The organism is Ruegeria sp. BH6, assembly GCF_056538105.1.
Genome location: NZ_JBQFSR010000004.1, coordinates 1 through 20,072, shown reverse-complemented (window position 1 = coordinate 20,072; position 20,072 = coordinate 1). Strand labels below are relative to the sequence as shown.

Sequence of the window (20,072 nt, the reverse complement as noted above, 5' to 3'; positions counted from 1 at the left end):
AAGCAGGAAAGCCAAACAAACCAAAGCACCAACTGTGCACCAAATCACAAGGCGAACAACGGTGGTTCTAGTCGTTTTGTCTGTAGGTAGTACCAAATTGGCCGCTTCCTGATGCGGGAGCCCTACTCGCCGTAGGGCACCCAGATGTTTTTCACTTCGGTTGCAGCCTGCAGGAAGCGGCGCGAATGGTCCACGCCCCAATCAAATGCCGTCGCGTTATTCACCCAGGTACGTTTGAGGTTCCCGGCTGAAACGGCTTCGATCTCTTTCGACAGGTCGGTGGACGAGAAGGACCAGACCGCATCGACATTCAGATGCGAGGCCAGCGGTTTCGCTAGTTCCGCGTGGATACCGGTCAGGATGTTAACCACACCTGCGGGCACGTCCGAGGTTTCCAATATCTGGTAGAAGTCGGTTGCCGCCAGCGGATAAGGCTCCGAGGCCACCAGAACTGTCCGGTTGCCCATCGCAATCGCCGGAGCCATCGCAGACACCAGACCCAACAGCGGCGCCTCATCCGCACAAAGCGCGCCGATGACACCAACGGACTCTTTCATGGCAATCGCCACGCCACGGATCGGAACGCCGTGTACCTGACCGTCATACTTGTCGGCCCAGGCGGCCGCAGTGAACAGGCGCCGGATCGAGGCTTCGACCTCTTTCGCCCCGTCTTTCTTGCCAGTCATGGCGTCGATGCGTGCGGCGAATTCAGCAGCGCGGGCCGAGAGGTTTTCACCGATGTAGTACAGGATTTGTGCGCGCAGATGACCGGTGGTCTTGGCCCAGCCCTTGGCGCCAGCCGCAGCCTCAACCGCGTTGCGAACGTCTTTGCGGTTGGCCAGGCCCACATGGCCCAAAAGGCCGGATTTACCCCAGACAGGCTTGGAATAGCCACTATCGGGTCTTGCCTGCTTGCCGCCGACATACATCTTGGCGGTGCGGTCGATGGGATCAACCGGAGCACCTTCGCCCAGGGTCGCCTCAACCTTGGCCAGCGGTTTGACCTTGCCCTTGGGCTTGGTATAGGCCGCCAGACCTTCCCAACCGCCTTCACGGCCAAAGCCGCTTTCGCGTACACCGCCGAATCCGGCGGCAGCATCGAACAGGTTGGTGGCATTGACCCAAACCACGCCCGCGACCAGTTTGGGCGCAATATCCAGTGCAAGGTTCACATTCTCGGTCCAGACCGTCGCGGCCAGCCCGTAGCGGGTGTTGTTGGCCAGCTCGACCGCCTCTTCCGGAGTGCGGAAGGTGGACGATACCAGTACTGGGCCAAAGATTTCTTCCTGCATCAGCGGGTCCGAGGTTTCGAGCCCCGAGATCAGCGTCGGTGGGTAATAGCACCCGTTCGCGGGCAGGTCGCAGGCCGCCTGATGAACGTGACCGGCGGTGTTGCTTTCGACCATGCTCTTGATGGTCTGCAACTGAACCGGGTCCACCACCGCGCCCACGTCGATACATTTGTCTAGCGGGTCCCCAATGCGCAGCTTGTCCATCCGCGCGCGCAGTTTCTCGTGGAAGCGGTCGGCGATGCCTTCCTGCACCAACAGGCGCGAGCCTGCGCAGCAGACTTGGCCTTGGTTGAACCAAATCGCGTCAACCAGACCTTCAATGGCTGAATCGATATCGGCGTCGTCAAAGACGACGTAAGCAGACTTGCCTCCCAGCTCCAGAGTCAGTTCTTTGCCTGAGCCCGCAGTGGCTTCGCGGATGCGACGGCCCACAACGGTCGAGCCGGTAAAGGCGATCTTGTCCACCTCTGCGGAAACGATCATTTCGCCCACGGCACCGTCGCCGGTGACGATGTTGACCACGCCTTTCGGCAAACCGGCCTGGGAGCAGATATCAGCGAACAGCAGCGCGGTCAGCGAGGTGTATTCAGCCGGTTTCAGAACCACGGTGTTGCCCATCGCGATCGCAGGGGCAATTTTCCATGCCAACATCAGCAGCGGGAAGTTCCACGGAATGATCTGCCCGCACACACCCAACGCCTGCGCATCGGGCAATTCGCTTTCCATCAGCTGCGCCATGCCCGCGTGGTAGTAGAAATGCCGCTGCGCCAACGGGATGTCGATGTCGCGCGATTCCCGGATCGGCTTGCCGTTGTCGAGGCTTTCCAGCACGGCAAACAGGCGCGCGTGTTTCTGCAACAGCCGCGCAATGGCATAGAGGTATCGCGCACGGCCCGTACCGCCCAGCTTTTCCCATTTCGGTTGCGCCTTGCGGGCGGCGGCAACGGCTGCGTCCACATCGGCCTGTTTGGCTTGGGTCAGCTTGGCCAGCACCTCTCCGGTCGCGGGGTTACGGCTTTCGAACCCTTTGCCGGGCTTGGTGAAGGCGCCGTCGATATAGTGACCGAACTTATCACCCTGATCGACCAGCCAGGCCAGTGCCTCGGCGGCGCTTTCGGGGGCAAGGCCGTAATCCATCGTCTCGAAGATTTCTTTCACAGTCATGACTTCATCTTTTCCCAAATACTCACTGTCCTGACACTTGTCACAGGCTCAGCCGAGTGAATGCCTGTAACCGGCGGAATACGCGCCCGTTACATAATGTTCCAACTGCCGTTCGATATCGCCCAGCAGGGATGATGCGCCAAAGCGGTACAGGTCCGGCTGCAGCCAGCGGTCGCCCAGCTCATCCTTGATCAGCGACAGGTAAACCAGCGCGTCCTTTGCTTTCGAGATGCCACCCGCAGGCTTATAGCCAACGCGATACCCGGTGCGGTCATAATAGTCGCGGATCGCGCGGATCATCACCAGCGACACGGGCAGGGTGGCGTTGACGCTTTCCTTGCCGGTCGAGGTCTTGATGAAGTCCGCCCCGGCCATCATGCAGACCAGCGAGGCGCGCGCGACGTTGCGCAGGCTGCCCAGCTCTCCGGTGGCAAGGATGGCCTTTACATGCGCATCACCGCAAGCCACGCGAAAGGCTTTCATCTCATCATACAGCGCCTGCCAATCTCCGGACAGCACGTGGCGGCGCGAGATGACGATGTCGATCTCTTCGGCGCCAGCTTTTACGCTTTCTTCGATTTCGGCTACACGCAGGTGGAACGGCGAAAGGCCCGCCGGGAAACCGGTTGACACAGCCGCAACCGGAATGCCGGTGCCTTTCAGCGCCTCAACCGCCGTGCCGATCATGTCGTGGTAGACGCAGACAGCCCCGGTGGTGATCGGCGGCATGTCCAGCGCCTGCAATACCGAAGGTGCCACCGGCTGACGCGCCTTGGCGCACAGGCGGCGCACACGGCCCTCGGTGTCATCGCCGGACAAGGTGGTCAAGTCGATCATGGTGATCGCCTTCAACAGCCACGCGGCCTGATACTCTTTTTTAACCGAGCGACGACCGGGCAGCGTCGCGGCCCGGCGTTCGATGGCCGAGGTATTGGCCTGCACGGCGCGTACCCAATCCAGATCAAGATCCATGCCGGGGTTTCTGGGTTCGGTCACTTGCGGCAGATGCGCGGTGCGCACGGGGCTTTCTGAGCTCTGCGTATCCATAGTCACGTCCTTTGGGAGGTTTGCGCCAAAATCGCACGAGCCGCACGTAAAGGGAAGGTGCAGCAAGGGTCGATCTGCAAATTTTTTGACCAAATGGACAAAAATAGGCATTTTCTTGCGAATAATTCGCAATAGCGTTGACTTAGTTGCGAATGGTTCGCATATTCATTCTCAACAGGACACCAAATCGGGATCTGACTATGATTCGTCGCAGCTTTCTTGCAGCGCTGGCATTTGCGGCTGCTTTGCCTCTGACGGCTTGGGCCGAGACACCACTGAAAGTGGTCGCAACCACCGGTATGATTGCTGACGCCGCGCGTCAGGTGGGCGGGGACCAGGTCGAGGTGAAGGGCCTGATGGGTCCAGGAGTCGATCCGCATGCCTATCGCCAGACCCGCAGTGATATCGTTGCGATGACCCGTGCGGACCTGATCCTGTGGCACGGTCTGTATCTGGAAGCGCAGATGGAAGATTTCTTCCATGACCTCGGTCGCAAACGCACTGTGGTGGCCGTGGCTGAAGGGATCGACAAGTCCAAACTGCGTGGGCATGACGATTATGCCGACAAATACGACCCGCATGTGTGGATGAGCCCGACCCTGTGGCGTGATGTGGTGGTTGAGGTGCAAGAGGCCCTGACCGCAGCGCGCCCCGAAGCGGCGGATATTTTTGCCGCTAATGCGGAAGCGCATTTGGCCGAGCTTGATGCGCTGACCACCTATGCCAATCAGGCGCTTGCAGCTGTTCCCGAAAACAACCGCGTGCTGGTCACCGCGCATGACGCCTTTGGCTATTTCGGCGCGGCTTACGGCTATGAGGTGATGGGCATTCAGGGCATCTCGACTCAATCTGAGGCCGGGCTGAACCGGATCGGAGAGCTGGTGGATACGTTGGTCGATCAACAGCTGACGGCGGTTTTCGTTGAAAGCTCGGTCTCTGACCGGTCGATGCGGGCGCTGATCGAAGGAGCTGCTGCCAAAGGTCACGACGTGGGTGTGGGCGGCGAGCTGTATTCCGACGCCATGGGAGAGCCTGGCACGTATGAAGGCACTTATGTTGGCATGTTGGATCACAACATCACTGTCATCGCCGGGGCGCTGGGCGCGGATGTGCCTGATCGGGGTATGAACGGCAAACTATCGGCGGGGTTTTGAATGATGCTGGAACTGGCCGCTGATCAGGGTGTTTCAATTACCGGGCACAGTTTGGACGAGAGCCCTCTGGCCATTCGTGGATTGACCGTTTCCTATGGCCAGAAACCTGCGGTGTTCTCGGTGGATATGACCGTGCAGACCGGTGCGATGACGGCGATCATCGGACCTAATGGCGCAGGGAAATCGACCCTTCTCAAAGCCGCATTGGGGATTGTATCGCCGCTCTCCGGGCAGGTCACTGTCTTTGGCAAACCGCTGGAGCAGCAGCGTGCCCGCATTGCCTATGTCCCGCAGCGCGCCAGTGTGGACTGGGATTTCCCGACTCGCGTGATCGATGTGGTGCTGATGGGCCTGTCGCGACAGTTGGGCCTGTTGGGCCGCATTCGAGCCCGACATATGTCGCGGGCCATGGATTGCCTGAACCGGGTCGGCATGCGCGACTTCGCGGATCGTCAGATTGGCCAGCTTTCTGGCGGTCAGCAGCAACGGGTTTTTCTAGCCCGCGCATTGGCGCAAGAGGCTGATCTTTACCTGTTGGACGAACCTTTTGCCGGGGTCGATGCGGCCACAGAAAAGGCCATCATCGCGGTTTTGAAATCGCTGAAAGAGGCAGGCAAGACCGTCGTTGTCGTGCATCACGATCTGCTCACCGTTACCGATTATTTCGACCACGTCTTCCTGATCAACACCCGTAAGGTGGCCGAGGGAACAGTGGCCGAGGCCTTTACCGCCGAAACCCTGCAATCGGCCTATGGGGGCCGTCTGGCCACCGCGCAGATCGACCAGATCTCACGCGCGCTGGGGTAAATCATGCTTTGGGATGCTCTGAGCCTGCAGCTTGGCTATAACGCCACGCTGGTTGCTATTGGTGCGACCTTGCTGGGCGTATCCGCCGGGGTGACCGGCACTTTCCTGTTTCTGCGCAAACGCGCGCTGGTCAGTGATGCGATAAGCCATGCGACCTTGCCCGGCGTGTGCCTGGCCTTCATGGTGCTGGTCGCTTTTGGCGGCGATGGACGCAATCTGATCGGTCTGCTTGCCGGATCGGCGATCTCGGCCTGGATTGGTCTGCTGTGTATGAATTGGCTGACCCGGCGCACGCGGCTGGCCGAAGATGCAGCTATTGGGGCGGTGCTGTCCGTTTTCTTCGGATTTGGCATCGTACTGCTGACCGTGATTCAAACCATGGGCGTTGGTCGTCAGGCGGGGCTCGAAGGGTTCTTGCTGGGCTCCACTGCCGGGATGTTGTGGGCGGATGCGCTGATCATTGCGATTGGCGGGGCAGCGACGCTTGTTCTGGTGATGATCATCCACCGTCCGATGACCATGGTGGCGTTTGACCCGGAATATGCCGCCGCACGGGGTCTGCCGGTGCATCGGATTGATCTGGCGATGATGGGATTGGTGATGGCCGTCACCGTTGTCGGGTTGAAGATCGTCGGGCTGATCCTGATTGTGGCATTGCTGATCATACCGCCCGTGACCGCGCGGTTTTGGACCGACCGCTCGGACCGAGTTGTTTTGCTCGCTGGTTTGGCGGGTGGGTTGGCCGGGTATCTGGGCGCGGCCCTGTCGGCCTCAGCGCCGAACCTGCCAACCGGTCCGATCATTGTGCTGGTCAGTTTTGGCTTTTTCGCGCTGTCCCTACTGTTTGCACCTGTTCGCGGTGTTCTGGCGGCGGTGTTGCAACATCTGAGATTCCAGCGTCGGGTGCATATCCGCCAAGGATTGCTGGCGCTGGCGCAAGGTCAGAAAATCTATGAACCGCTGACCCTGCGCCTGCTAAAACGCGCTGGCTTTGCCCGCGCCGATGGCGTTGCTACCGAGGCTGGTAAAGCCCGTGCCGCCAAGGCGCTGCGCGACGAAAAACGGTGGGAAATCGTGCGCGCGGATCAGGCGCATGAGGCGACGGCGGCGCTTTATGACGGGCTGCGCGATATCGAAACGGTGCTGACCCGCGATCAGATCGCGGATATCGACCGCCTGATCGGTGGCCCGCAGGAGGTCCAGCCATGAGCGGTGAAGAATTTGTCCCCCTGTCCCTGACGCCTCTGTTGATCGGGATCTTCGCCGCCATCGCCTGCGCCCTGCCGGGGAATTTTCTTGTACTTCGCAAACAAGCCCTAATTGGGGACGCAATCAGCCACGTGGTGCTGCCCGGCATCGTTGTGGCCTTTCTGCTGACCGGAGCGATCTCGACCTGGCCCATGATGCTGGGCGCGGCGGGTGCAGCCATTGTTGCCGTTGTGATGATCGAGGCGATCCGGCGGCTGGGCCAGATTGAACCCGGTGCTGCGATGGGCGTGGTGTTCACCACCATGTTCGCAGGCGGTGTGCTGCTGCTGGAGCAGACCGATACCTCGACCGTGCATCTGGACGTGGAACATGCGCTGTATGGCAATCTGGAAAGCCTGATCTGGCTGGATGCTGTGGGCTGGTCATCGCTGTTGGACCTGACGGCTTTGGCCGGGCTGCCGCCGGAGCTGCCGCGGATTGCGCTGACGCTGGTCGGGGTGGTCCTGTTCATCTGGCTGTTCTGGCGTCCGTTGAAAATTTCGACCTTCGACGAAGGCTTCGCACGCACCATCGGCATTCGCACCGGCGCGCTGGGTATGGCGTTGGTGATCGTGGCTGCAATATCGGCCGTGGCCGCGTTTGATGCAGTGGGGTCAATTATCGTGATCGCCATGTTCATTTGCCCCCCGGCGGCGGCGCGGATGATGACAAATCGGCTGGAAGCCCAAATCGCCTGGAGCGTCATTTTCGCCAGCGTGTCGGCAATATCGGGCTATGTGCTGGCGGGCTACGGGCCGCTTTGGTTGGGCAGTACGGATGCGGTCAGCGCGGCAGGGATGATCGCAACCATGTCCGGCCTGATCCTGGCCTGCGCCGCATTGTGGGGCCCGTGCCGCTCCCGCGCCGGAGCGCCCCAAGCCACTTGACACGGCGCTTTCCCGCTGTTGGTCAATGCGAGGGGTCGGCTGAAATTCGCCCAGACGCCCAGCGAGGACAGAGTTAATGATTGTCGCGCCGCGTTTCGTGTTAGGCCCGCCGCAATAAATTTCTGAATGACCACCACTCACTTGGATCGTTCGGACAATCGTGGCAAGGTTTGCCGTCTGTTGACATCGGCACAGCGCGATTGTTCGAACGCCCCCTCCCTCCTAAAAATAGGACTGCCAAATCAGTGGCAGAATCGTGTGCGCATATGCTAGGTCTGGTGGTATGGTGCAGGCAAACCCCAATATCAGCGAAATCCGCCCCGTAATCCGTCAGCTTGACGATGCTGCAATCAACCGCATCGCTGCGGGTGAGGTGGTGGAACGTCCCGCCTCGGCTGTCAAAGAACTGGTGGAAAACGCCATCGACGCCGGATCGACCCGGATCGCCATCGATATCGCTGATGGTGGCAATACGTTGATTCGCGTCACGGATGATGGGTGCGGGATTTCGGCGGACGATCTGCCACTGGCCCTTTCGCGCCACGCGACATCCAAGATCGACGGGTCGGATCTGCTGAACATTCACACGTTCGGCTTCCGGGGCGAGGCGCTGCCGTCGCTGGGTGCGGTTGGGCGGCTGAACATCACCAGCCGGGTGCCGGGGTCAGATGCGGCCCAGATATATGTATCTGGTGGCAAGATGGAGGCGGTGAAACCCGCCGCCTTGCGTGCAGGCACGGTGGTCGAGCTGAGGGATCTGTTCTTTGCCACGCCCGCTCGGCTGAAATTCATGCGCACCGACCGGGCCGAGGCGCGGGCGATCACTGATATGGTCAAACGTCTGGCCATGGCCGAGCCCGCCATCACTTTTACGCTGCGCGATGTCTCGGGCGGGGGCGAAGGTCGCGTGACCTTTCGCGCCGATCGCGAAAATGGCGATCTGTTCGATGCGTTGCACGCCCGTCTGGCCCGAGTGATCGGGCGCGAGTTTGCCGAGAACGCATTGCAGATCGATGCGACTCGTGAGGGTATTCGCTTGTATGGCTATGCTGCCTTGCCGACCTATTCGCGTGGCGCAGCAGTGGCGCAGTATCTCTTCGTCAACGGCCGTCCCGTGCGTGACAAGATGCTGACCGGTGCGCTGCGGGCGGCCTATTTCGATTTCCTCAGCCGTGACCGGCATCCGGCGGCCGCATTGTTTATCGACTGTGACCCGATGCTGGTGGATGTAAATGTTCACCCTGCAAAGTCCGAGGTTCGGTTCCGCGATCCCGGCGTGGCGCGGGGGCTAATCGTCTCGGCCTTGCGGCATGCGTTGGCCGAGGCGGGGCACCGAGCGTCCTCGACCGTGGCAAATGCAACGCTGGGTGCGATGCGGCCCGAACCGGCACAGCCCACTCCCGCCCGGGTGTATCAGATGGATCGTCCTTCGCCCGCAGCCCGGCAGGCCGCGTTTCACGCGCAGGCGCCGGGTTTTGCCGAACTGTCCCGCGATTATAGCGGTAGCATCGTGGAGGCGGCTCCGCTAGTTTCGACCACAGCAGAAGAGCCCCCGATGCAGGACCTGCCCTTAGGTGCGGCGCGCGGGCAAGTACATGAGAACTACATCATTGCCCAGACCGCTGATGGTATGGTGATCGTCGATCAGCACGCCGCGCATGAACGGCTGGTTTATGAAAAGCTAAAAACCCAGATGACCGAAAACGGCGTCGCCGCGCAGGCATTGCTAATCCCGGAAATCGTCGAGCTGTCCGAAGGCGACTGCGCGCGTCTGATGGCGGTTGCGGATGACCTGTCGCGCCTTGGGCTGACGTTGGAACCCTTTGGCGGCGGCGCCATCGCCGTGCGCGAAACACCTGCCATTCTGGGCGAAGTGGATGCCCGTGCAATGATCCTGGATATTCTGGATGAACTGGCCGATCAGGGCGAAAGCCAAACGGTGCAGGCGCGGATCGAAGCAATCCTCAGCCGGGTGGCCTGTCATGGCTCGGTCCGGTCTGGCCGCCGGATGCGGGCCGAGGAAATGAATGCCCTGCTGCGCGAGATGGAGGCAACGCCCCATTCCGGCCAGTGCAATCACGGGCGACCCACTTATGTGGAACTAAAGCTGAGCGACATCGAACGCCTGTTCGGGCGCAGTTGATCCCGGCGCTTCGCCGGGCTATGAAGAATAAAACAAGAACATCCGAGGCGACATGATCGAGATTGCTGGCACAGAAATGGCTTTGAACGACCCTGTGGTGCTGATCGCGGGTGGAGTGGTGGCATTGATTCTGCTGCTGCTATTCCTGTCCTTGCGGGCAGCCAACCGTTCCGCCCGAATGGCAGAACCACTGGCGCGGCAGATGGCGCATTTGGGTCAACACGTGCAGCAACTGGGGCAGGGCCAGGAACAGTTGCGCGGTGGTTTGCAGCATGTGTCGGATACACAGGCCAATGCGCAGGTGCAGGTGATCCAGACGGTTGAATCGCGCCTGTCCTCGGTGCAGCAGCAGATGAATGACCGGCTGGCAGACAACGCGATGAAGTCGGCCCGTGCGCTGGCTGAAATGCAAGAGCGGATGAAGGAATCGCTGCATGGCTCGTCGAAACAGACCGCGACGTCTCTGACACAATTGCAGGAACGGCTGGCTGCCATCGACAAAGCGCAGGACAATATCACCAAGCTGTCGGGCGATGTGCTGTCGTTGCAGGATATCTTGTCGAACAAGCAGACACGCGGCGCGTTTGGGGAAATTCAGTTGAACGATATCGTCTCGAAGGCATTGCCGTCGGATAGCTTCCAATTGCAGGCGACTTTGTCGAACGGGCGCCGAGCGGACTGCCTGATCCACCTGCCAAACCCTCCCGGACCGATTGTGATCGACAGCAAATTCCCATTGGAGGCGTATGAGGCGTTGATCGCTTCGACCAATGATGCCGAGTTGAAAGCGGCGGTTCAGATGTTCCGCAGCACCGTGCGCAAGCACATCAACGATATTGCCGAGAAGTACATTCTGGACGGCGAAACCGCCGATGGCGCGCTGATGTTCCTGCCGTCTGAGGCCGTCTATGCCGAGTTGCACGCCAAATTCCCGGAACTGGTGCAGGAGAGTTTCAGCAAGCGAGTCTGGATCGTTTCTCCCACCACCTGCATGGCGACGCTGAACACGATGCGGGCGATCTTGAAAGACGCGCGTATGCGAGAACAGGCGGGGGCAATCCGCAAGGAACTGGGCCTGTTGCACAAGGATGTGGAGCGTCTGGGGGACCGTGTTTCGAACCTTGATCGCCATTTCGGACAGGCAGCCAAGGATATCTCGGAAATCAAGATCAGCGCCGAAAAAGCCGGGCGTCGGGCACAGCGGTTGGACAACTTCGATTTCGAAGAGCTTGCCCCGGACGACCACAATAATGTGGTACCGCTGGGCAAATCCGAAGGCTAGGCTTTACTGGATCGACAGATCCAGATTGTAGCCGACTGTCTTATCAGTATCCCGATCATTGCCCATCAGATAGACGCGGATCGTATAATCTCCGTCTTCGGGCAGGTCGATGCGGGCGGTGTTGCCATCGATAGAGCCGTTGTAGATCGCAACGCCGTCACTGCCGGGTGGCAGGATGTTGAAGTAAATCACGCCATTGCCATTGGTGTCGCTGACCTTGAGATCGGCGAACATTTCCTGACCAGCCTGCGCGCCCAACATGTAATCGAAATACTCGTTGCCGGTAATTGCCCCATTCACCATCGTGCCGAAATTGCCGGGTTCAAATTTCACTTCCGCTGCACGCTGTGCCCAGACGGCGCTTGCAAGGCTCGTTATTAACGCACCTAGAAATAAATGATTTCTCATGAAACTTCTCCCAAATCGACTGAAGGGTCAGAGTAGCACAAAATTCCCGGAACTTCAGATGCGCAGGAAGGGCTGGAACAGGCGCGGCATCAGTTTGGTAAACTTCAAGGGCGCGTCAGTTACGGCCAGACAGATGCAATCTTCGGTGATATCGGCGGTCGGCGTGTGGTGCAGGCTTTCATCGGCAATCTCAACATCGCCACGACCGAAATGGTCAACTTCGTCCGAAAACGCGCCCTGCAGAACCATCGTCAGTTCCATGCCGTTATGGCTGTGATCGGGCACGGCCGCACCGGCCGGAATGAATAGCAGGCGGGCGGTGGCCTCGCTCGTGGTGGGTAGGATCGCCTGTTTTACACCCATGCCGATGGATCGCCATTTGATGTCATTCACATCGCCGCCGACATAATCCTGCAAGGGCGCGGGCAGAACCGTGCATCCCGGACGTGCGGGTTTTGCAATCGGGGCTCCCTGAGCGATCAGCGCCATGGTTGCGGCTAGAGACCCATCGCTCATGCTGGTAGGGCTGTCCTGCTCTTGCAGAACACATCCGCCCACAGCGTCAAAACTTTCGGCCCGGGCGCGGCAGTGGTCACACAGGGACAGGTGTGTTGCCACCATCAGGTCGAACGCTTCGGGAAGGTTGCCCGCGGCGTAGGCCATCAACAGATCGTCTGTCAGGTGATGTTTGATATCGTTGCTCATCTTCGTCATCTCAATTCATCGCATGGCGCAAGCGGTCCAGCGCCAGCCGTATCCGTGATTTGATCGTACCCAAGGGCAACCCGGTCTGAGATGCGATTTCTCGATGGCTCAGATCACCAAAATAGGCCTGTTCGATCAGTTGTCTTTGCGCCTCGGGCAACGCCGCCATAGCGTCGCGCAGCTGCGCGGTTTCCTGTTGCAACGCGACCACGTCGTCCTGATCTGGTTCCGCCTCAGGCCCCCACCACAGATCCTCGGGTTCGGGTCGGCGTTGTTTGCGCAGGACATCGATGCGCTTGTTCCTTGCAATCGTGAACACCCAAGTGGCCACGGTCGCGCGAGTGGGATCGAAAAGATGCGCCTTGTGCCATAAGGTCGCCATCACCTCTTGCGCGCATTCCTCGGCCAGCGCGGCGTCGGACCCTGACTTAATCAGAAACGCCTTGATGCGTGGCGCGAAGTGTTGGAACAGTTCGGCAAAGGCCGCCTGATCCTTCGCGTCCCGAATGCGCCTGACGTGGCTCACCCACTCAGTTCTGGTGTCGCAACTGCCATCCGCTTTGTTCACCGGCTTGCCCCTGATGCGTTTGCTTGCGCGCCGAGGTTTCAGTGCTGGCCTTTCGGCCGCCGGTTCATCCAAGGTCACGGTATCGATCTCGGTAAACATAACCACATTACGCGGCCCAGCCCAAGACGGATCACTTTATTTGCTGTTTTTGATCCGGGTCGCGTCAAATATCGTACTATCTGATAGAAATACATGAGGAAAAGAATGCCGCCGGAACGGTTTGCACGGAGATCGGAGAAAACTGCGTGAACACGGTCGACCATATTGCAGGCCATACCTTTCACGGGCGCAAGGGCGCGATCCAGAACGCCTTTCGTTATTCCGTCGACTACATTTTGCTGGATCCGGAAAGCCATCCGGCCACTCCGGCGCTGTTTTCCCTGAACCGGACTAATGTCACCAACTGGCGGGAGCGCGACCATGGGGGTGAGCCAGGGCAGGGGCGCGGTGCGGCCTGGCTGCGGGAGCAGTTTGACCAGATGGGCGTGACCCAACCGGATCACGTGACATTGCTGACCCAGCCGCGAGTGTTCGGCCATGTGTTCAATCCGGTCAGCTTCTGGTTTTGCTTTGATGTTGACGGCCAGCTTTACGCCGTGGTGGCCGAGGTCACAAACACCTATGGCACGCGCCACAGCTATCTGTGCCACACCCCCAACTTTGCGCCGATCCGACCCTCGGACCGGATCGTGGCGGACAAGCTGATGCATGTCTCGCCGTTTCAGAAGGTCGAAGGGTCTTATACCTTCCGGTTTGACTATCGCCCGGACCGGGTGGGTGTCTGGATCGATTACGGGCGCGACGATGGTGGGTTGATTGCAACCCTGACCGGACGGCGGGCTCCGCTGACCAATCGTACGATCCTGTGGTCTTTGCTGCGCCGACCTTTTGGTGCGCGCCGCGCGTTTTTCCTGATCCTGTGGCAGGCGGTGAAATTGAAGGCGAAAAAGGCCCGGTTCCGCCCGTTTCGTACAGCCCCCATTCCCGACCACCCGGTTTCCCGCATTCGCGAGCCTTAAGCTGGCATAGTTTGCGTAAGATCAAAGACTCAGGCGCCGTGGGGTGGTTGTGCTAGGATGAAACCGCGAACACGAGGAGTTGGGTCATGTTGGAAATCTCGGCAAGAAAAATCGCTCAGGTCGCCATGATGGGGCGTGAATTGAACCGCGCCGAGGGTGAACTGCGCGCCTTTATCGACCGTATGGGTGAGGACGAGCAGGCCGAGTTGGTTGCTGTCATGTGGATCGGACGTGAAAGCTTTTTCGCCGAGGATCTGGACGAAGCCATCGCAACCGCAAAATCCGAGGCCTCGACCCCCTGCGCCGATTATCTGATCGGCACACCACACCTGTCGGATCACCTAGAAAACGGTCTGGATGCGCTGGGGATTTCAGCCGAGGACGTGGAAAACGATCTGATGTAGTCCGGTTTGAACAAAGCGCCTTTTCCCCATGCCTGGTGGTCATCAAATCCGACCGCCAGTTCGGCGGCGCAAAGAACTGTTGCAGCAGGGTCGTAAACTGGTGGATGCTCGAACCATGCGACTCGATTGGCGTATTCTAGTGGGACTTGTGTTTGCCGTGGCCAGCATGGCCGCTCCGCGCGTTTCGAACGCCTGTTCAGTTTGTACAACATTGCCGGAATACTCTCTTGCAGACCGTATTCTGTCTGCGCGTGTGATTGTTCTGGCTGCGCCGTCGCCGACCAATCCCTTTCAGTACGCCTCGGTTTCTGTGCTGAAAGGCGCGCCCGCGCAGCTAGAGACCCTACCGGATATCCCATTCCTGGTTGACAGCGTGACGCGATCAGCCTTCCGCGTCGACCCTGAAAGAGTTGTTTTGATGATCTACGGCAGCGGATCTGTGGACAAGTCAGGCCGCAGCTTCGCAAGCGCCTGGTCCAAAGGTTTCCTGATGACGCAAGAGCGGGCAGCTTTCCTGGAAGGGGTGCGTGTTCAGGGTAAACACTGGATCGTCGGAAAGACGGCTAACCCTGCACGCGTCACTTTTTTTAGCCAATATCTGACGCATGAAGACAGGCTGTTGCGCAATGCCGCGCTTGCAGAGGTACATCGCGCACCGTATCCGACTGCCCGACAGGTGCGGGACGTTGTGACAACCGCGTCTTTGTTGCAGGAGTTGCGCGATGTAAATCGCCTTGCTTATGCGCCGGCTGTCATTCGATTGTTGGGTATGCAATCCGATCCTGCATCGCAGGCATTCGTTCGACAGCGGTATCAGCCCGCGTTGCGTGCCGGTGACCGGAACATAGCGGATTGGGCGCTGGCCGGGATCGAGGTGGACGGCGCAGACGCAGTAGAAGCGATTGGGCAGGCGTTAGCGCAGGCGAACTGGTCGCCAGAAGATAAGCAGAAGCTAATTCAGGTTCTTGCCGTTGGCGGTTCCACATGGCCGGAATTGCAAGAACAAATACTGGAGATTTACAAGCTTGAGCTTGAACGCAGCGCGGAACTGGCAGGCTGGATCGCCTTGTCTGTACGGACATGGGAAACGGATGCATTGACGGCGTCGTTCAAACAAGTTTTGGCGCGTGAAGACCTTGATGCCGCGGTTTTGTTTCTGGTTCAAAACGCGCTGGATATTAGTGATTTTGATTAAATTATTTTATTTCAGCTGATTACACCTGACCGTGCCATGTTGTTGGCGTCTGGTCCTGCGAAGATTAAGCGGATTTAATCCAACCCTCCGACGCTTTTAACCCCGAACCCTTTTCTCTGTTTCAACGACAAACGCAATTCAGAGTTAAAGGAGAAAGTCATGGGATACGCACAAACAGTTACTCCGCAAAAGGGGCTCTTCTTCGGTCTGTTCTCGAATTACGCCGAAGCACGGGTCGAACATTTTCGCCGCGATATCTTTGCCAAATCCGTTCGGGCACTGGAAAACCTCAGTGACCGTCAATTGGCAGACATCGGCATCCCACGCAGTGAGATCAAGCAACGCGCCTATGAGAGCGTTTATCACAAGAAGCCTTACTCGGGCACCGCACACTGATCCACGGGCCGCGCCGAATATCGTAAATTACTTGGAGGAGAAAATGTTTGATTTTAACCCAAATCGCGACCAGTCGATAAATGCCAGTTCCGTGTTGTTGTTCGACCGGGCGATGCGGTTGCAGGCGATCAGTTCCAGCATCGTACGCGCCGCACAAGATCTGAACCGATTGAACGATTCCGAACTCGCCGAACTGGGCATCAACCGCAGTGATATCGAAACCGTAATCGATCGCTATATCTAACGGATCACCTAGCAAGACAAACCAAATGCCATTCCGATATTTCGGGATGGCTTTTTTAACCTGTAAGCGGCCCATTCTCGAACGGGCGGTGTCAGCCATTCATTTCAACTGGTCTACGATCTGAAGATGCTGAGCCAGCGTGTCGATTTCGGCCATCCAGTCCTGTACCAGTTTCGGGTCACTGGGGGCGGCGTGGACGCCGGCTGGGATGGAGCGGTTCAGGACCGCCTCGACCGCAAGCGACACCGGGATCGACACCAGTCGCGCCATGGCGGTGCCACGCGCGTCACCCCAGGCGTCCATCACATAGGTCTTGTGCCAGACCGGGATGCCGTCTTTTTCCGCCTTCAGCCCGACGCACAGGACCACGCGGTCGGGTTCGCCCGCGTCATAGGCGTTTTCTTCCCAGAACTGGTCTGACATCTCTTTCAAGCGCGCGTCACCTTCGGGGCCGGACAGGGTTTCGATTTCGCGGAATACATCAGACCACGCATCGGCCCAGCCGTTCAGGCGCAGGGTGCCGCGGACAAATTCCTTGACCGGCCAGTGCTTTTCAAAGTGGTACTGCTCCATGAACGGGATCGAGTCGCGGTTGGGGTAGACCTCAAAGCTTTCGGGCGTCGGCAGCGGCGCGATATAGCTGGTGATTGCGTCCCAGGGGCGGGCCACGTCCAGCGGGGCGTAATCGCGGATCGACTTGGACGGCGAACGCAGCGCCTTGAGCACACCCAGCGGCGACCAGCTGAATTTATAACGAAACGGGTTGGGATTCTTCGGAATGCCACCGCAATACGAAATGAAACTCAGGTGGTTCTGGGTATCGAACGCATCCGAGGCGCGGTAGTCATCGACCAGTGCATGCGCCATCAGGTGGTCTATGCCTGGGTCCAGCCCGACCTCGTTCACCAGTGCCACACCGGCTTCGCGGGCCTTGTCGTCCAGCGCACGCATCTCGGGCGCGATATAAGAGGACGAGACGAAATTGGCCTGTTTCGCGATGGCCAGTTCGGCCAGCGGCAGGTGCCAGTCTCCCGGCAGCATCGAGACGATCACGTCGCCTTTTTTCAGCACCGCACCCAGCGCATCGATGTCAAAGGCGTGGATGTCGTCGGTCAGGTCACCGACCTCGGCCTTGGCTTTTTCGATGGTCCGGTTCCAAACGGTGACCTTGTGCCCGCCTTCAATTAGGCGGCGCAGGCCGGGGATGGCCGACAGGCCGGTGCCACACCAATGAATCGTCATCGCTCAGAATCCTTCGATATGAGTGTTATAGGTCGCCGCCGCCCGGTCCCAGACACCGGCGTTCAGATTGGTCAGGGTCAGCAACGAAGGCAGCAATTGCGCGGCATAATCTTGCGAGCTTTCGACCGGGAGCATTGACGGAAGGTTGTCGATGGCCATCACGTCCATCACCGGATCAGTCGCCACACGCAGGGCAGGGGCGTCCCAGGAGGTTGCACGGTCATAAACGGGCACCGGGTTGTAATCGCTGTCGGGGTCGCAGGCTACATCGCCAATAGCGGTCAGCTTGCGCGGCGCGGTCAAAGCCTCACGCGGTACAAAGACCGGGGTGCCGGGGCGCGCAAAGATGCAGTTCAGGAACAGATTGTGGTCAAGGATTTCCGGGAACGGTCCGCCGCTAGACGTTTCGGCCATGTCCCATTTGGTAACGCTGACCCCCATGGCCTCGCATAAGTCTGCAGCCCCGGTGCCCACTCGGCCCAGAGCGCCAATGACAATGGCGCGGGGGCGAGTTGCGCCCGTTGCATCCAATTCAGTCAGCAACTCCGCGTTCAGCGCGTCTTTGCTGGCATACACACCGACCGGCGGGCATTGCTGACCTCGTTGCTGCGCTGCCCAGGTCTTGAGCGTCACAGCAGCGCCCGCATATCCAGCCCAATAGCCGAAGGCGGCGACGCGGCGGCCAGCTTCGTCCACCAGATATTCCAGATCATAGAGCGTTCCGCCGCCGGCCTTGAACCGCGCAAGCAGCGCACGGCCTGAATGCTGACCCTTGTAGGCGTGGCCGAACATGATGTGGCGGTGGGGCAGGGGCGTACCGTCTTCGGGCAGTTCCTTGAGGCCGAAGATGATCGCATCCAGTGGTGCCCGGGGCCAGGAGTTTTCGGGCGCGATCTCGCATCCGACCTCTCTGTAGCCATCAATCGGGATTGCGCGCACGGAACTTTCCTCAACCGTCACGCGGATGCCGGCTGCGATCAGATCAGCAGCGCCTTCGGGGGTCAGCCCGACCCGTTCCTCATTCGGGCGCTGTTCTGCCCGGACCCAAAGATGTGTCATGCGTTATCCTTTTGTCAGAGCATTCCGGCGGCGCGCACCGCCTGAACCGAAGAACGTGCCTCCATCGCCGCGCGGAAGGTCAGAATTTTGGGAAAGGCCGAGACGTCGACGCCGTCGACTTCCAGCCAACTGCAAACCACATAGAGATAAGCATCTGCCAGAGAGACCGCCTCGCCCAATACAAACGGCCCGCGCAACCCGTTGGAGGAGATATAGTCGCAGGACGCGGTCATCGTCTGTGGAACCTTGTCCGTCATGTCTTTCCAGCTGGATTTCTTGTCGGCCCAGCGGGCGCCGCGCAATTTGTGCGCGTGGTTCACATGCATGGTCGAGGCCAGATAATACATCACCTCGCGCATCCGGGCGGCCATGATCGGATCGGTGGGCACCAATTCGGCTTCGGGCGCCTTGGCCGCGAGATATTCCAGCAGAGCACCGGTTTCGGTCAGGATACCGCCATCAACCACCAGTGCCGGAACCCGGCCCTTGGGGTTGATTTGTTTATAAGCTGGTTTCGTTTGTTCTCCCCCAGCGAAATCCAGTTGGATCGCTTCATACTCTAGCCCGGCCTCTTCCAACGCAATGGCAACAGCGACCGAGATTGTGCGGGGGGCATAGTATAGCTGCATCATAATGGCCTCCGAGGTCAAAGGTGGGTTTGCGCGTATTGCCTGTCGGGCGAGTCCAGGTGCGGCACCGCATTGAACAGAACCGGGCTTAGCTGCGCGCCGATCGGGTGCAGGCGATGCAGCGACGTGTTCATGATGGCCAGCGCCACCCGTGCCATCGCCGGGATATCCAGACCCATCGCTTGCCGTACCACCATTGAAATCAACCCGCCCGAGGTCACAACGATGGCCGGCCCGCCCTCGGTTCCAATCTCGCGCAAAGCGTCCGAGACACGGGTTTCGAACTCGGCAAAGGTTTCGGGCGTATCCGTGATCTCACCCCGGGCCCAGGCGGCAAAGGTGCGGGGCAGATGTTCGACAAAGCCCTCTCGGTCGGTGGGGATCGCCACGCCGTGCTGCTGTTCATATAGCTGCGCGATGGTGAAATACTCGATCTCATTCAGGCGTGCGTCCCGGATTGGGTCAGGCAAGCCCATGCTGGCCGCAGTTTCCACATGTCGCTGCAACGTGCCGCAATAGACCCGCGGGTAATGGGCGCGCGTATCCTGCAGGTGCGCCCCCAGCCAGCGGGCCTGCTGATGGCCCAGATCGCTGAGCCTGTCATAGCTTTCTTCATCCCGTGCGGTGGTGTTGGCCTGTCCGTGACGCACCAGTGTAATATGTGACATTGCAATTCCTCTTGGGCGAAGTCTTAGGGCAGGATTTGGAAAGGGGCCAGAGGCGTTTGTCAGGGGGCGGGCAAAAACCGACCCTCGTCAAAGGTTTTGCGTGTTCGTTTTCAGACCTGCGATTTCGCGATGTGATTGTTGCTCAACGGAAAATAGTTTCCTATACGATACAAGGCCGCTGCATGCGGCTGTATACGCTTTGTATCGGCTATCATGGCAAATCCTGTTGACTCGCAATAGCGTCCCGGGAACCTTGGTGTTGATTGTAAAAGGGTTGCCATTGCAGACCGCACGGTGATCTTTCAAAACGGCATTCGAAAGGCCCGTATTATGAGCACCGAACCGAAACGCACTCCTCTCTACGATCTCCATGTTGAGTTGGGAGGCAAGCTGGTTGATTTTGCGGGCTGGGAGATGCCCGTTCAGTATCCGCTGGGGATTATGGGTGAGCATAAGCAGTGTCGTGAGAAGGCGGCGGTGTTTGATGTGTCGCATATGGGTCAGGTGATCC

The 20,072-nt window shown here is 59.2% G+C and carries 20 protein-coding genes and 1 pseudogene; 12 read left to right on the top strand and 9 right to left on the bottom strand.

What is annotated here, in order from left to right:
• Window positions 1–122: 122 nt before the first annotated feature.
• Window positions 123–2,456 carry an aldehyde dehydrogenase family protein gene (locus ACR0B8_RS10385; protein ID WP_480658593.1) on the bottom strand — a complete coding sequence of 778 codons (2,334 nt, stop codon included), beginning with the start codon at window positions 2,454–2,456 and terminating at the stop codon, window positions 123–125.
• Window positions 2,457–2,504: 48 nt separating this feature from the next.
• Complete coding sequence (gene deoC / locus ACR0B8_RS10380; RefSeq protein ID WP_226689121.1) at window positions 2,505–3,503, bottom strand: deoxyribose-phosphate aldolase; 999 nt, start codon at window positions 3,501–3,503, stop codon at window positions 2,505–2,507.
• Between the two features lie 200 nt (window positions 3,504–3,703).
• On the opposite strand from deoC, the gene ACR0B8_RS10375 reads away from it, so the two are divergent.
• The 6 genes from ACR0B8_RS10375 to ACR0B8_RS10350 all read left to right on the top strand — a co-directional run bounded on the left by ACR0B8_RS10375 (window position 3,704) and on the right by ACR0B8_RS10350 (window position 11,024).
• Window positions 3,704–4,657 (top strand): metal ABC transporter solute-binding protein, Zn/Mn family, encoded by a 954-nt coding sequence (locus ACR0B8_RS10375; RefSeq protein ID WP_226689122.1) that lies wholly within the window; start codon window positions 3,704–3,706, stop codon window positions 4,655–4,657.
• Between the two features lie 3 nt (window positions 4,658–4,660).
• Window positions 4,661–5,464 carry a metal ABC transporter ATP-binding protein gene (locus ACR0B8_RS10370; RefSeq protein WP_170361205.1) on the top strand — a complete coding sequence of 268 codons (804 nt, stop codon included), beginning with the start codon at window positions 4,661–4,663 and terminating at the stop codon, window positions 5,462–5,464.
• A gap of 3 nt (window positions 5,465–5,467) precedes the next feature.
• A complete protein-coding gene (locus tag ACR0B8_RS10365; RefSeq protein WP_480658594.1) occupies window positions 5,468–6,673 on the top strand; it encodes a metal ABC transporter permease in 1,206 nt (401 codons plus the stop codon).
• The gene (locus ACR0B8_RS10360) at window positions 6,670–7,599 is read left to right on the top strand and encodes a metal ABC transporter permease (protein WP_226689123.1); all 930 of its coding nucleotides are present in this window, start codon (window positions 6,670–6,672) and stop codon (window positions 7,597–7,599) included. Before ACR0B8_RS10365 ends, ACR0B8_RS10360 begins: the two co-directional genes overlap by 4 nt.
• 283 nt (window positions 7,600–7,882) lie before the next feature.
• Window positions 7,883–9,742, top strand: a complete 1,860-nt coding sequence (gene mutL / locus ACR0B8_RS10355; RefSeq protein ID WP_480658595.1) for a DNA mismatch repair endonuclease MutL — start codon at window positions 7,883–7,885, stop codon at window positions 9,740–9,742.
• A 52-nt stretch (window positions 9,743–9,794) separates the two neighbouring features.
• The gene (locus ACR0B8_RS10350) at window positions 9,795–11,024 is read left to right on the top strand and encodes a DNA recombination protein RmuC (RefSeq protein ID WP_170349827.1); all 1,230 of its coding nucleotides are present in this window, start codon (window positions 9,795–9,797) and stop codon (window positions 11,022–11,024) included.
• Between the two features lie 3 nt (window positions 11,025–11,027).
• On the opposite strand, the gene ACR0B8_RS10345 is transcribed toward ACR0B8_RS10350, so the two are convergent.
• From ACR0B8_RS10345 to ACR0B8_RS10335, 3 genes are read right to left on the bottom strand one after another with little or no spacing between them, the layout of a single operon-like run.
• On the bottom strand, window positions 11,028–11,432 hold the full coding sequence (locus ACR0B8_RS10345) for a hypothetical protein (protein ID WP_170360683.1): 405 nt from the start codon (window positions 11,430–11,432) through the stop codon (window positions 11,028–11,030).
• A gap of 54 nt (window positions 11,433–11,486) precedes the next feature.
• Window positions 11,487–12,137: a ChrR family anti-sigma-E factor gene (locus ACR0B8_RS10340; protein WP_170360681.1), complete on the bottom strand. Its 651-nt coding sequence runs from the start codon at window positions 12,135–12,137 to the stop codon at window positions 11,487–11,489.
• 10 nt (window positions 12,138–12,147) lie between these two features.
• Window positions 12,148–12,804, bottom strand: a complete 657-nt coding sequence (locus ACR0B8_RS10335) for a sigma-70 family RNA polymerase sigma factor (protein WP_170360679.1) — start codon at window positions 12,802–12,804, stop codon at window positions 12,148–12,150.
• Window positions 12,805–12,950: 146 nt separating this feature from the next.
• Between ACR0B8_RS10335 and ACR0B8_RS10330 the strand changes: the two genes are divergently transcribed.
• The 5 genes from ACR0B8_RS10330 to ACR0B8_RS10310 all read left to right on the top strand — a co-directional run bounded on the left by ACR0B8_RS10330 (window position 12,951) and on the right by ACR0B8_RS10310 (window position 15,963).
• Window positions 12,951–13,724: a DUF1365 domain-containing protein gene (locus tag ACR0B8_RS10330; protein ID WP_170360677.1), complete on the top strand. Its 774-nt coding sequence runs from the start codon at window positions 12,951–12,953 to the stop codon at window positions 13,722–13,724.
• A gap of 86 nt (window positions 13,725–13,810) precedes the next feature.
• Window positions 13,811–14,128 (top strand): DUF3775 domain-containing protein, encoded by a 318-nt coding sequence (locus ACR0B8_RS10325; protein ID WP_170360675.1) that lies wholly within the window; start codon window positions 13,811–13,813, stop codon window positions 14,126–14,128.
• A gap of 115 nt (window positions 14,129–14,243) precedes the next feature.
• Complete coding sequence (locus ACR0B8_RS10320; RefSeq protein WP_170360672.1) at window positions 14,244–15,323, top strand: hypothetical protein; 1,080 nt, start codon at window positions 14,244–14,246, stop codon at window positions 15,321–15,323.
• Window positions 15,324–15,482: 159 nt separating this feature from the next.
• The gene (locus ACR0B8_RS10315) at window positions 15,483–15,719 is read left to right on the top strand and encodes a DUF1127 domain-containing protein (RefSeq protein WP_170349833.1); all 237 of its coding nucleotides are present in this window, start codon (window positions 15,483–15,485) and stop codon (window positions 15,717–15,719) included.
• A gap of 43 nt (window positions 15,720–15,762) precedes the next feature.
• The gene (locus ACR0B8_RS10310) at window positions 15,763–15,963 is read left to right on the top strand and encodes a DUF1127 domain-containing protein (protein WP_170360670.1); all 201 of its coding nucleotides are present in this window, start codon (window positions 15,763–15,765) and stop codon (window positions 15,961–15,963) included.
• 99 nt (window positions 15,964–16,062) lie between these two features.
• Here the strand turns inward: ACR0B8_RS10310 and ACR0B8_RS10305 are convergent, their stop codons facing one another.
• Genes ACR0B8_RS10305 through ACR0B8_RS10290 form a run of 4 tightly spaced genes read right to left on the bottom strand, consistent with a single transcriptional unit; the run spans window position 16,063 to window position 19,561 of the window.
• On the bottom strand, window positions 16,063–17,205 hold the full coding sequence (locus ACR0B8_RS10305) for a saccharopine dehydrogenase family protein (RefSeq protein WP_480658596.1): 1,143 nt from the start codon (window positions 17,203–17,205) through the stop codon (window positions 16,063–16,065).
• Window positions 17,206–17,208: 3 nt separating this feature from the next.
• Entirely contained in the window at window positions 17,209–18,264 is a 1,056-nt protein-coding gene (locus tag ACR0B8_RS10300; protein ID WP_480658597.1) for a saccharopine dehydrogenase, read from the bottom strand.
• A 14-nt stretch (window positions 18,265–18,278) separates the two neighbouring features.
• Entirely contained in the window at window positions 18,279–18,893 is a 615-nt protein-coding gene (locus ACR0B8_RS10295) for a glutathione S-transferase family protein (protein WP_170376707.1), read from the bottom strand.
• A gap of 17 nt (window positions 18,894–18,910) precedes the next feature.
• Window positions 18,911–19,561: a histidine phosphatase family protein gene (locus ACR0B8_RS10290; protein ID WP_170360664.1), complete on the bottom strand. Its 651-nt coding sequence runs from the start codon at window positions 19,559–19,561 to the stop codon at window positions 18,911–18,913.
• A gap of 330 nt (window positions 19,562–19,891) precedes the next feature.
• Here ACR0B8_RS10290 and gcvT point away from each other — a divergent pair.
• A pseudogene (gene gcvT / locus ACR0B8_RS10285) lies at window positions 19,892–20,072 on the top strand (glycine cleavage system aminomethyltransferase GcvT); the annotation flags it as partial.